Annotated in this window: 11 protein-coding genes; 5 read left to right on the plus strand and 6 right to left on the minus strand. The window is 68.2% G+C overall.

The window, feature by feature from the left end:
* Positions 1-97: 97 nt before the first annotated feature.
* From RIF23_RS03975 to RIF23_RS03995, 5 genes are all read left to right on the plus strand, one after another.
* Entirely contained in the window at positions 98-2,197 is a 2,100-nt protein-coding gene (locus RIF23_RS03975; protein ID WP_407659374.1) for a primosomal protein N', read from the plus strand.
* A gap of 170 nt (positions 2,198-2,367) precedes the next feature.
* The gene (locus tag RIF23_RS03980) at positions 2,368-2,811 is read left to right on the plus strand and encodes a DUF3870 domain-containing protein (RefSeq protein WP_310910922.1); all 444 of its coding nucleotides are present in this window, start codon (positions 2,368-2,370) and stop codon (positions 2,809-2,811) included.
* The gene (locus RIF23_RS03985) at positions 2,795-4,054 is read left to right on the plus strand and encodes a CaiB/BaiF CoA transferase family protein (RefSeq protein WP_310910923.1); all 1,260 of its coding nucleotides are present in this window, start codon (positions 2,795-2,797) and stop codon (positions 4,052-4,054) included. Before RIF23_RS03980 ends, RIF23_RS03985 begins: the two co-directional genes overlap by 17 nt.
* 29 nt (positions 4,055-4,083) lie before the next feature.
* Entirely contained in the window at positions 4,084-5,274 is a 1,191-nt protein-coding gene (locus RIF23_RS03990; protein WP_310910924.1) for an acyl-CoA dehydrogenase family protein, read from the plus strand.
* Between the two features lie 97 nt (positions 5,275-5,371).
* Complete coding sequence (locus tag RIF23_RS03995) at positions 5,372-5,830, plus strand: nitroreductase family deazaflavin-dependent oxidoreductase (RefSeq protein WP_310910925.1); 459 nt, start codon at positions 5,372-5,374, stop codon at positions 5,828-5,830.
* A 126-nt stretch (positions 5,831-5,956) separates the two neighbouring features.
* On the opposite strand, the gene RIF23_RS04000 is transcribed toward RIF23_RS03995, so the two are convergent.
* From RIF23_RS04000 to gmk, 6 genes are all read right to left on the minus strand, one after another.
* Positions 5,957-6,730, minus strand: a complete 774-nt coding sequence (locus RIF23_RS04000; protein ID WP_310910926.1) for a DNA primase — start codon at positions 6,728-6,730, stop codon at positions 5,957-5,959.
* Positions 6,731-6,762: 32 nt separating this feature from the next.
* Positions 6,763-8,169, minus strand: a complete 1,407-nt coding sequence (locus RIF23_RS04005; RefSeq protein ID WP_310910927.1) for a hypothetical protein — start codon at positions 8,167-8,169, stop codon at positions 6,763-6,765.
* 501 nt (positions 8,170-8,670) lie between these two features.
* The gene (gene metK / locus RIF23_RS04010; RefSeq protein WP_310910928.1) at positions 8,671-9,864 is read right to left on the minus strand and encodes a methionine adenosyltransferase; all 1,194 of its coding nucleotides are present in this window, start codon (positions 9,862-9,864) and stop codon (positions 8,671-8,673) included.
* Between the two features lie 469 nt (positions 9,865-10,333).
* Entirely contained in the window at positions 10,334-11,569 is a 1,236-nt protein-coding gene (gene coaBC / locus RIF23_RS04015) for a bifunctional phosphopantothenoylcysteine decarboxylase/phosphopantothenate--cysteine ligase CoaBC (protein ID WP_310910929.1), read from the minus strand.
* Positions 11,570-11,591: 22 nt separating this feature from the next.
* Positions 11,592-11,858: a DNA-directed RNA polymerase subunit omega gene (gene rpoZ / locus RIF23_RS04020; RefSeq protein ID WP_310910930.1), complete on the minus strand. Its 267-nt coding sequence runs from the start codon at positions 11,856-11,858 to the stop codon at positions 11,592-11,594.
* 121 nt (positions 11,859-11,979) lie between these two features.
* Entirely contained in the window at positions 11,980-12,567 is a 588-nt protein-coding gene (gene gmk / locus RIF23_RS04025) for a guanylate kinase (protein WP_310910931.1), read from the minus strand.
* Positions 12,568-12,707 lie beyond the last annotated feature (140 nt).

Below are 12,707 nucleotides of genomic sequence, written 5' to 3' on the forward strand. Positions count from 1 at the left end.
TCGCCGGCGGCCCAAGTCTAGGCCGTAGTCAGACCGCAGTGGCCCGAACACCACAGTGTCCCGCAGGATCCGCCGGCTGGTCGGAGCGTGCGCATCGATGCCGCCCGGGGTCTCTGGTAAGACGGGAGGCGTGACCGGGACCGCCAGCGAGCCTCGGGACAGCTCCACGCAGTCGGGCGGGGACGCGTTGTTCGATCTCCCCCGGGCCAAGGCCGAGGCGCGGGCGCAGCGCCCGCAACCGCGCCAGCCGGCTGCCGAGCAGCCCGTGGCACGCGTACTCGTCGACACTCCGCTCCCCCATCTCGACCGCCCCTTCGACTATCTCGTTCCCGCGGAGATGGACGTTCGGGTGCGGCCGGGCTGCCGGGTGCGGGTCCGTTTCGCCGGGCAACAGCTCGCCGGGCTGGTCCTGGAACGGGTGGCGTGCTCCGAGCATCAGGGGCGCCTGTCCTACCTAAGCCAGGTGGTGTCCACGGAGGTGGTACTGACTCCAGAAATCGCGGCGCTGACCAGGGCTGTGGCCGACCGGTACGCCGGAACCCAGGCGGACGTACTACGTCTGGCGGTACCACCACGCCACGCACGCGTGGAGCAGGAACCCGCTCCGGAGGCGGCGGGCACCCCCGATGCTCCGTCGCCCGGCCCGTGGCTGGACTACACCTCGGGTGAGAGCTTCCTCGCCGCCCTGCGGGCCGGAGGGGCACCGCGGGCGGTTTGGGATGCCCTGCCCGGCCCCGACTGGGCGACAGCAATCGGCGTCGCGGTGGCAACCGTGTTGTCCCGCGGCCGGGGCGCCGTGGTCGTTGTTCCGGATGGCCGCGACGTCGCCACGGTCGACAACGCGCTTCGGGACCTTCTGGGGCCGGATCATCATGTCGCACTCACCGCGGATCTGGGGCCCGCCGAGCGGTACCGGCGCTGGCTGCGTGTGGTGCGCGGGCAGGTCCGGGCCGCGGTCGGAACGCGTTCCGCAATGTTCGCACCCGTACACGATCTCGGCTTGGTCGTCCTGTGGGACGACGGCAGTGACGTGCACTGCGAGCCACACGCTCCCTATCCGCACGCGCGTACTGTGCTCGCTCTCCGGGCGCACCAGGCCGCAGCGGGAGCTCTCCTCGGTGGACGGACGCGCACGACCGACACCACCATGCTGATTGCCAGTGGATGGGCGAATCCGCTGAGCGCGTCCCGGGACACTGTACGGCGGCGCGCCCCCCGGGTGCGCCCCGCCGGTGACGACACCGAGATCGCACGCGACCCGGAAGCGCGTACGGCGCGACTACCGGCGGTCGCGCTGCGGGTGGCCCGTGCAGCCCTGCGCGATGGTCCGGTTCTTGTGCAGGTTCCACGACGCGGCTATCTGGAGGCCCTGGCCTGTACCCAGTGCCGCGAACCCGCGCGATGCGCCGGATGCCACGGACCGTTGGCACTGCGCAGTGCGCACGCCATTCCGTTCTGCCGGTGGTGTGGACGGATCGCCGGGGAGTGGCGATGTCCGGAGTGTGGAAACCATCGTCTTCGGGCGGTCACAGTGGGGGCGCGTCGAACCGCCGAGGAGTTGGGCCGGGCCTTCCCTTCGGTGCCGGTCGTGACGTCGGGGCGGGAACCGGGCCACTCCCGCGTGGTGCCCTCGGTGCAGGACCGGCCGGCGCTGGTGATCGCGACCCCTGGTGCCGAACCGGTTGCTGCGGGGGGCTACTCTGCGGCGCTACTGCTGGACGGGTGGGCGTTGTTGGGGCGGGCCGATCTGCGGGCGGGCGAGGAGGCACTGCGTCGGTGGTGTAACGCGGCGGCGCTGGTGCGTGCGGCCAGCGCGGGTGGACAGGTCGTGGTGCTGGCCGAGCCTGATCTTGCCCCAACCCAGGCCCTGGTTCGCTGGGACCCGGCCACCTTCGCCGAGCGGGAGCTGGAGGAGCGTCGGGAACTCGGGTTTCCCCCGGCCACCACCATGGCGGCGGTAACCGGCCGCACGGCGCATGTCCGGGAAGTGCTGGATCAGCTTCGTCTGCCCGAGGACGCGGAGTTGCTGGGCCCGGTCTCCATCGACGACCAGGACCACCAGCGAGCGCTGCTGCGGGTGCCCCGCGCCTCGGCCTGGCGCCTGGCCCACGCTTTGAAAACCGCGGCGGCGTCCCGCAGTGCCCGCAGGGAGGAACATGTCACCCGGGTCTACATGGATCCACTGGAGGTCGTGTGACGGGCATGGCGCCCAAAGGTGGTGGCGGCCCGGTGTCCCGGCCCGAGACGGTGCTGATTGCGTGGCCTAACCACGATCGGGGAGACTGGACCTGCTGCCCTCTACGCTGAGGACTGCCGGGTACGGTCGTCCTGCCAGGCGAGAGTCTCCAGTCATCGTGGAAGACACGTATGCCTGTCGACGTGGAGGGACGCTACACAGTGACGCCAGATTCACCTTCGTCACGATACTCCCAGCCCCGGGACGTGCTCGCCGATCCCGACGTGCGGCTGGTTTCCGGGTACGCCCGTCTTCCGGACGCGGTGGCGAGCCATTCCCAGTACGAACGGCTCGGCGTGGTTCTGGCCGTGCGCGGCACCACGGGAGAGATTGTCGCCGCCGACACCACCCTGTTGACCGATCTCGCCAAGGAGTTCTTCCGCGTTCTCGTCGAGGGGTTGTCGGTATACGAGGACGTCTCCGAAATCGTGCAGCGGGTACAGACCCGCTACGCCGGGCAGTCCGGGGGTGCGCTGGCCACTGCCCTGCGTCGGTGTTTGGAGTCCTGCTACCAGCTGCGCACCGCCGACGAACCGAACCACACCGCGGGGGAAGCCGATGAGCGACGCCCATAACCCACTCGCGGGAATCCGCGTTACCGACCTGTCTCGAGTGCTGGCCGGCCCCTACGCAACGATGCTGCTCAGCGACCTCGGCGCCGAGGTTGTCAAGGTTGAGCACCCCGGCACCGGGGACGATACCCGCGCCTGGGGTCCCCCATGGGCCCAGCCCGCCGACGACACGTCCACGGCCGCTCCGCAGGCTGCCTACTACCTCTCGGTGAACCGAGGCAAACGCAGCCTGGCCGTGGATATGAAACATCCGGACGGCCTGGCTGCGGTCCGGGAGCTGTGCAACAGCTCGCATATCGTAATCCAGAACTTCCGCCCTGGCACTGCCGAACGCCTCGGCCTGGGATACACCGAGCTGAGCTCGCGCAACCCTGCACTGGTGTACTGCTCGATCAGTGGCTTCGGTCCGAATCACGATCCCCCGGCCCGCCCCGGTTTCGATGTGGTCGTGCAGGCCGAGAGTGGACTGATGAGCGTCACCGGGCCCGCGGACGGAGAGCCCAGCAAGGTCGGAGTCGCTATCACCGACGTACTCACCGGGCTCAACGCCGCAGTGGCCATCCTTGGGGCGCTCACCCAGGCGCAGGCCACCGGCGTCGGTGCGCATGTGTCCGCCTCTCTTATCAACTCGGCGCTCTCCGGGCTGGTGAACGTCAGCCAACACGCCCTCGTCACGGGAGAGGAACCGCAGCGCCAGGGGAACGCGCACGCGGCAATCGTGCCCTACCAGGCCTTTCCCACCGCGGACACGGAGCTGGTCATCGCGGCCGGCAACGACGCTCTGTACCAGCGCCTGTGTGCCGTGCTCGGCCGGGACGACCTGGCAGGCGATCCGCGCTATGCCACGAACTCGGACCGGGTGGCCCACCGTGCGGAGCTGACAGCCGAGCTCTCGGCGGAGTTCCGGCGTCGTCCAGCGGCCGAGTGGACCAAACTTCTGGTCGCGGCGGGTGTTCCGGTGGGGCAGGTACGGGGGGTGCTGGATGCGATCCGTACGGCCGACGCCGTGGGAGATGCGGCGACGATGACGGTACAGCATCCGCAGTTGGGGGCTCTGGAACTGATCCGTCCGGGGTTCCGTCTGGGTTCCGGTGAGCCCACCGAGACGGGAGCCGAGGTCGCGGCCCCGGCTCCTCCCCTCCTGGGGCAGCACTCGCGGGAGATCCTGTGCGAGCTTGGCTGGTCCCGGGACAGAATCGCCGCGTTGCTGCACGACGGCGCCCTGGGCGTCGCAGACGTCGACTGACACGAGGGACGAGAGAGAGGGACAGGTCCATGAGCACCGGCGGCAAACCCCCCGCGCCCGATCCGCAGGACTTCCTGGGGCTGGACCGGGAGCTGGACACGGACGAGGTGACGGTCCGCGACACGGTCCGTGCCTTCGCCCGTAGCACGCTGTATCCCCACATCGCGGAGTGGTTCGACGCCGGGACCATTCCGGAGCCGCGAACGCTCGCCAAATCGTTCGGAGAGCTCGGCCTGCTCGGCATGCATCTGGAGGGGTACGGCTGTGCCGGCACCAGTGCTGTCAGCTACGGGGTGGCCTGCCGCGAACTGGAAGCGGTGGACTCCGGTATCCGCAGCTTCGTTTCTGTCCAGGGCTCGTTGGCTATGGCGGCACTGTACAAGTACGGCTCGGAGGAACAGCGCCAGACCTGGCTTCCCGGAATGGCCACCGGCGATGTCATCGGGTGCTTCGGGCTGACCGAACCGGACGCCGGCAGCGATCCCGGCTCGATGCGGACCCGGGCCCGCCGCCAGGGTTCCGACTGGATCATCGACGGCACCAAGATGTGGATCACCAACGGTACCGTCGCCGATGTCGCCGTGGTGTGGGCCCAGACCGACGAGGGGGTTCGTGGCTTCGTAGTGCCCACCGACACGCCCGGGTTCCAGGCGAACGTCATCCGACAGAAACTGTCCCTGCGAGCCTCGATCACCGCGGAGCTCGTCCTCGACGGCGTTCGACTCCCCGACTCGGCGCGACTTCCCGAGGTCGCGGGCTTGGGCGCGGCCCTTTCGTGCCTGAACGAAGCTCGCTACGGAATCGTCTGGGGAGCCGCCGGCGCCGCACGCGCGTGTTATGCGGCCGCCCTGGACTACACCGGAACCCGCGTGCAGTTCGGGCGGCCCATCGCGGGATTTCAGCTCACCCAGCGCCGACTCGCGGACATGGTCGTTGACGTCACCCACGCCGACATGACGGCCCTGCGAATCGGACGGCTCAAAGACGCCGGGCAGTGTCATCACAACCATGTGAGTTTCGGCAAGTTCGCGAATGTCGCTGCCGCCCAGCGGGTGGCCAGCGCCGCGCGCGGCCTGCACGGCGCCAACGGGATCACTCTGGAGTATCCGGTCATGCGGCACATGGTCAATCTGGAGACGGTCGCCACCTACGAGGGCACCGAGGAAATCCACGCTCTGAGCGTGGGTCAGGCTGTGACCGGGCTCTCTTCTTTCCGTTAGATGTCGTGTCGTCGCCGTGTCCGTTCGTGGAACCGGTCCGGGCGTACCCGAGTCGCCCTTCTCAGTATGGTGGAAAGGGCGCGACGAGGGAGAGGCGATGACGAACGACACGAGGCGGAGGACATCGGTGCGACGGATCGGCGATGCGGTCGTGGCGGGGTTCGTGCGGTACGGAATCGGACCGCACGAGGTCCAGCTGTTGACCACACGGGGCCGCAGGACCGGATTTCTGCGCACCACGCCGGTCAGCTTGGTGGACAACCTGCAAGGAAGATTCCTCGTGGCCGCCTACGGTCCGGTCGGCTGGGTGCACAACATTCGCGCCGATGGATTCGGCACTCTGCGCCGCGGCGGCTGGATCGAACTCATCAGTGTGCGAGAAGTCCCCGCGGAGCGTGCCGCCCCGGTCCTGCGGGAGTATCTGAGTGGGCCGCGGGCTGCCGTGGTGGGTCCGTACTTCGAGGCACGCGCCGATGATCCGTTGACTGCGTTCATCGCCGAGGCGGACCGTCATCCCGTGTTCGAGATCGTGCGCAGCCAGACCATCCGGGTATAGGCGGCCGCAGATTCGCGGCGGTGGGGAGGGAGGCGCAGCCTCGCCCTCCCCACCGCCGCCCCGTTCTGGGCTCGATCCCCGGGATCCTGGCGTTGGGGGCGCGTGACCCCAGGGATGGGGACGTGACTACTCCGCGGACCCGGCCGCCCTGGTCTCGGGGGAGAACGCCGGCCTGCGGCGTCCGGCCCAGAGTGCAGCCACCCCCAGGCTGGCGGCGATGCCACCGCCCATCAGGATCTGGTGCACTGCGGTACCGGTGACCGGAAGCTGCTGACCAGCATCACTCACACTGGCTGTATCAACGGCTTGGTCGTTGCTGACCGGTGCTTCGACCACAGCTCCCGTGTCCGTTCCGGGTGCCTGTGCCTGGTCGGGCCCCGACTCTCCGTCCGGTTGCTCGACGGGGGGCGGATCCGTCGGGGGCGGATCCGTTGCGGGTGGGTCATCATCCGGCGGGGGCTCCTCGTCCGGGGGATCTTCATCCGGCGGGGGCTCCTCATCCGGAGGGTCCTCCGGTGGTGGATCCTCGGGTGGCGGGTCCTCCGGTGGTGGATCCTCCGGTGGCGGATCCTCCGGTGGCGGATCCTCCGGTGGCGGGTCCTCCGGTGGTGGATCCTCCGGTGGCGGATCCTCCGGTGGCGGATCCTCCGGTGGCGGATCCTCCAGCGGCAGTACGTCCGGCTGTGTCTCTCCCCCAGTCCCCTGAGCGTCCGGAGGCGGAACCTCCAGGTCCGGTAGCGTATCCACCTGGACTGGGGCCTCCGGCAATGGGGCCGCGTTCTGTTGAGCCTCCGGCGTCGGCTCTTCCTCGGTCGCATCAGCCGCCGCAGGCGAGGCCGACAGACCGAAGGCGATCAGTCCGGCAGCCGCCGCGCCCGCGGCGCGCGCCTTGTATGCCATGCATCTCCTTTCTCATTCACCGAGTCTCCCGACTATTCGGGAGACAGTGCATAGAGGTGGTCGTCACCAGCGACCACGGCCCGACCATCGAGTAGACCCCAGGGACGAGCCGTATCCTCGGGCAGCGCCTCTGGTTCCCCCGACGTGTCGACCGCGAACGGTTCATCGTCGATGTCGCCATAGATCACCTCACCGCTCGCCCCGGTCGGGGCGAAGCCCTCGACGACACGGGCATCCCCCCGCTCCAGATCGACCAGGAGTGGCCCATACGCTCCCAAGCCGTCACCGGCGACCCAACGCTGCTCGTGCACATCACCCACATCGACCGGGGCTGCCCCGATCGCGGCGCCGTCCCGGGCATCGTGAACGGCAATGACCGGATCATCATTGCCGTCTGTGGACTCCCACCGAGCCACCACATGCCGGGCGGAGGCCGTAAGAAGGCCCACGAGGTCGCCGGCATCGGTCGGAGCCTGTGGCTCGACAGTCCTCGTCTCGTTGTCGTCAACGGTTGTCCAGGACCATTCCCCGTCCCAGTCCAGGCTCAGCACGGCCTCATCGGTAGCTGCAAGGGCGCGCGTGTCGTCCGGAGCATCAACGGGTTCCAGTGAACCGTCGTGGGGGACGAACACCTCATCCTCACCGGAGACCAAGACGCCTGTGCCAGCGAAGCTGAGGTCGGTGCCGGGGGGAAGATCGAATCGCTCCGGTTCTCCTCCGTCGGCGGGCCACATCCACCACTGGTCGTCTCCGACCAGCACCAGGAACTGGCGATCGCGATAATCCACGAACCGCAACACACCTTCGGCCGAGGGCACGGCCACCGGCAGTTCGGTACTCCACTCCTCGGCTCCGTTGGGTCCCACGACGCGAATTCGCTCCTGGGTGTCGAGCAGGGCGAGGCGCGTCCCGTCCGCGGTGACGGCCGGCCCGATGTCGAGCCGCACCGGCAGGTGCCAGGCAGCGGTGGTCCCGAACCCGGGAGGAGCAGTACGCGTGTCGAACTCGGCTCCGGGGGGCACCTCGACCCGAACCCGTTCACCAGCGTCCTGCGATGCTCCGGGCAGGGTCCAGAATCCGGCCTGGACAGCGAACACGCCACCGGCACCGAGGGCGAGCGCAGCCACTACGGCACCCACGGCGACCGCGCGAGCGCGGCCGCTCCGATTTCGCCTCGACACCTCCGCGGCGGTGCTGGTGTCCGTATCGGACAGGGCACGCACCACCCCATTGGGGCGTGCCAGGAGCCGATATCGGCTGGTGGTGTCCTGTGCCTCAACGACCAGGTCCGCCCCCGTGCGGGCCGCGGCCTCGGTGACCACGGCAAGCGCCGCCCGACGTGTCTCCTTCGCGTTCTGTCCGTAAACCCGGTGTGTGCGACCGTCGACACGGACGTCGGCATGGCTCTCGTCTACTGCGATCGTGATCCATGCGCCCACAGGCCCGGCATCCATCAGCCGACCTCCCGGCGTTGCCGCACACCAGACGGCGCCAACGAGCGCTGTTGGCCCGGAACGGGGAGCACGGTCCTCATGGTTCACTCACACAACATTCCGCATCGCCGGGCTTCAGGGGGCGCGGGAGACCGAAGCCCACCAACCACGCCGGGAAACGACCCCTGCACGGACGGCTCCGCACGGGCCGGGACTTCCGGCACAGCGGGGCATTCACACCATCCGAGAGGATACTAACGCCGGCTACGTGGACGGGGCGCAGGCCCCCCGAACAGCGACACCGCTCCCGACACCGTCCCGCAGGGGCATCCGGGCACGGCAAGGAGACGATCCTGCTTCAACCAGCGATTTCGACCGCGGCAGGGTTGCGGATCACAGCGGTGGCCCCTGTGGCCACATCCGGCCGCGATACACGTTCGGGGCTGTGCCCCACAGTGGAACACAGCCCCGAAACTCCCCGAACTCAGCGGGGAGACGTTACCTGGCTCAGACGCCGGCGGCCGACTTCAGGGCCTCGACGCGGTCCGTACGCTCCCAGGTGAAGTCCGGGACCTCCCGGCCGAAGTGGCCGTAGGCGGCGGTCTGGGAGTAGATGGGCCGCAGCAGGTTCAGCTCACGGGCAATGGCCCCGGCACGCAGGTCGAAGACCTCGTGCACGGCCTTCTCGATGACCTCGGGAGCAACCTTCTCCGTGCCGAAGGTCTCGATGAAGACACCGACCGGGGCAGCCTTGCCGATCGCGTAGGCGGTCTGAACCTCGGCGCGGTCGGCGAGACCGGCAGCCACGATGTTCTTGGCGACCCAACGACCGGCGTAGGCGGCGGACCGGTCCACCTTCGACGGGTCCTTACCGGAGAAGGCACCGCCACCGTGGCGGGCATAGCCGCCGTAGGTGTCCACGATGATCTTCCGGCCGGTCAGACCGCAGTCGCCCATGGGGCCGCCGACCTCGAACCGGCCGGTGGGGTTGACGAGCAGACGGTAGTTGTCGGCTTCGAGACCGTACTGCCGGACGATCGGCTCGATGACGTGCTCCTTCACATCGGGCTGAAGGAGCTCGTTGAGGTCGATGTCCGGGGCGTGCTGGCTGGACAGCACCACAGTGTCCAGGCGCACCGGGCGATTGCCCTCGTACTCCACAGTGACCTGCGTCTTGCCGTCCGGGCGCAGGTAGGGCACGGTGCCGTTCTTGCGGACCTCGGTCAGACGCTCCGCGAGAGCGTGCGACAGCCGGATCGGCAGCGGCATCAGTTCCGGGGTCTCGTTGTTGGCGTAGCCGAACATCAAGCCCTGGTCACCGGCACCCTGGCGGTCCAGCTCGTCGGTGTGCTGCTCCTCGCGGGTCTCGTAGGCGGTGTCGACACCCTGAGCAATGTCGGGGGACTGGGCGTCGATCGAAACGCTGACGCCACAGGAATCGCCGTCGAAGCCTTTAGCGGAGGAGTCGTAGCCAATTTCCAGGATCTTCTTGCGCACGATCGCTGGAATGTCGACGTAGGTCTGCGTGGTCACCTCGCCGGCGATGTGGACCTGACCGGTCGTGATCATGGTCTCGACGGCGACCCGGCTCTTGGGGTCGTCCACGAGCATCGCGTCGAGGATCGCGTCACTGATCTGGTCGGCCATCTTGTCGGGGTGACCTTCGGTGACCGACTCGGAAGTGAAAAGGCGGCGGGACACGTTATGTGACTCCTTGCAGCGGCTGCTGGCTTACAGTTTGGCCACACTGACCGGCCTCCGACAGACCGGTTCTCCCGGCTGTCAGACACCGACCAGCGCGTTCGCTTTCGCCACCACTCTAGTGGGCCGCCGGTCGGCCGCACCGGCCAGGTCATGGTCAGCGGCCTGCATGAGCCGCCACCCCGTCGCCCTCAGCCTGGGCACGAGGACCGCATATCCCCTACTCAGCCGGCACTCTCGCCTTCGTGATGCAGATCACACCATTTTCTTACACCTACCCCCGAATGTCGGATTCCACCGGAAATATCCGTGCCACACTGCGAATCGAGTCGCTCTTTGCGCAACAAATAGACCGGAAACCGCCGAACACGAATATCGCCATACGCATACAGACAATCATGCGGGGTAATCACCGGACGGGCGGCAATCGCTCGATCGCCTCCGCAGTGCAGGCCCGCGAACCGGCGATTCAGTTACTCTGTGTATCCGACAGTCGGGGGATGACGAGGTCCCACACCTCGTCGGCGAGCTCTTCCTTGGGGCCGCGAGATACCGGCCGCTCCGAACCGTCCCGCCCCAGGATCACCGCCTGGTTGTCGGTGGTGCCGAAAGCCCGGCCCGCTCCCACCTCGTTGACCACGAGGAGGTCACAGCCCTTGCTCGCGAGCTTGGCCCGCCCGTTCTCCACGGCGTTGTCGGTCTCTGCGGCAAATCCGATGATGACCGGATGCGTGCGACCCGCATCGTTGCGCTCGCGGGTCAGCTCCGCGAGGATGTCCGGGTTGGCCGTCAGGGGAATCGCCTCGGGGGCTCCCACCGTCTTCTTGATCTTGCTTGAGGTCTGCGAGCTGGGACGGAAATCCGCGACCGCCGCGGCCATCGCCACAGCATCGACCGCACCCAGCACCGCCCAGACCGCGTCCCGCATCTCGAGCGCCGACTCCACATGGTGTACCTCGACACCCGCGGGATCCGGGAGTTCGCTGTTGGCCGCCACCAGAGTGACACGAGCGCCACGCGCGGCCGCTGTCGCTGCCAGCGCATACCCCTGGCGCCCGGAGGAGCGGTTACCGAGGTAACGAACCGGATCCACCGCCTCGCGGGTTCCTCCCGCGGTCACGAGAACGTGGCGCCTGCCGAGATCGGGGGCGGCCGAGCCCCGTCGCAACACGCCTCGGGCCAGGTCGAACAACACCTCGGGTTCTGGAAGCCGTCCCCGCCCGGTGTCGGCCCCCGTGAGACGCCCCACATCCGGATCGAGTACGGTCACCCCACGCGCCCGCAGGGTGGCGACGTTGCTCTGAGTTGCGCTGTGCTCCCACATCTCGGTGTGCATCGCGGGCGCGACGATAACGGGACACCGCGCAGTCAACAGCGTGTTGGTCAGCAGATCGTCTGCGATCCCGTGGGCCGCCTTGGCCAACAGATCGGCCGTGGCCGGCGCGATCAGCAGAAGGTCGGCCGTCTGCCCGAGACGCACGTGTGGCACCTCGTGGACATCGGACCACACATCACTAGCCACCGGATTCCCGGACAGCGCGGACCAGGTGGGTGCTCCCACAAACCGCAAGGCATCGGCGGTGGGAACCACCCGAACCTCGTGCCCTGCCTCAGTCAGTCGTCGAAGCAGGTCGCATACCTTGTACGCGGCGATCCCAGCACCCACCCCGAGTACAACACGCCGAGGCGCAGGCTCCGTTGTCACTGTGCTGAGCTCACTGTCCCGCTCACTGAGCCTCGTAGGGCTCCGCGGTCAGCAGCTGCTCCTTGGTCTCGCGCAAAGCGATCGACAGTGCCTTCTCCTGAACCTGGGTCTCCACCAGGGGACCGACGTACTCCAGGAGACCCTCGCCCAGCTGGGCATAGTAGGCGTTGATCTGCCGAGCACGCTTGGCGGCCATGATGACCAGGCTGTACTTACTGTCGACGACACCGAGGAGATCGTCGATGGGTGGATTGGTGATGCCTTCGGCGACGGGCTTGGTCCCTGCCACGTTGCCTACCCTTCTGTGGATGGTTGGCGGCGGCGTCTCCGGAATCGGAACGCGCGCATCGACAAGCAGGACGAATCGGCGGTGTCCGTCGGGATCGACGGTGGCCGGCGGCCGTGCGGTATCAGACGGACGGCGCCGAAATCAAGGCTAGCAGTTCGTCCCGCACCTCGCGTACATCCGTGTTCACCAGACTCACGTCGAACTCCTTCTCGGCTGCGAGCTCAGCACGGGCGATCTCCAACCGGCGGTTCACCAGGTCCGCCGACTCGGTCCCGCGCCCGGTAAGTCGACGCACCAGCTCGTCCCAGGACGGGGGGGCGAGAAACACGAGCTGCGCCTCTGGCAGGTTCTCCCGAACCTGTCTGGCGCCCTGAAGGTCAATCTCCAGCAGCACGGGCTGGCCGGCCCGCAGGCGCTCCAACACCGGGCTCCGCGGAGTTCCGGAACGATGGCCGGCGAAGGCCGCCCACTCGAGGAGCTCGCCGTCGGCCACCATCTGGTCGAACTCGGCGTCGGAAACGAAGAAGTACTCGACACCGTCCCGCTCGCCGGGGCGTGGGGCCCGTGTCGTTACCGACACCGAGAGCCACACCTCGGGCTTGTGTGCACGTAGCTCGGCTACGACAGTGCTCTTGCCCACTCCCGAGGGGCCAGACAGCACAGTAAGTCGACACGGGGGGCCTTCGGTGACGCCGGATTCAACAGACACGGACTCGCTGACCTCACGGGCGCATACGGCGCGGACGAAACTCTCCCACACTCTCCCACTGCGCGCCCGGCCATCATCGCCACGGTGACAGACGTCGGCGCGAAGCCAGGCCGGACACGGGCGTAGGCACAGGAGCACGC

The organism is Lipingzhangella rawalii (genome assembly GCF_031628175.1).
Taxonomy (GTDB): domain Bacteria; phylum Actinomycetota; class Actinomycetes; order Streptosporangiales; family Streptosporangiaceae; genus Lipingzhangella_A; species Lipingzhangella_A rawalii.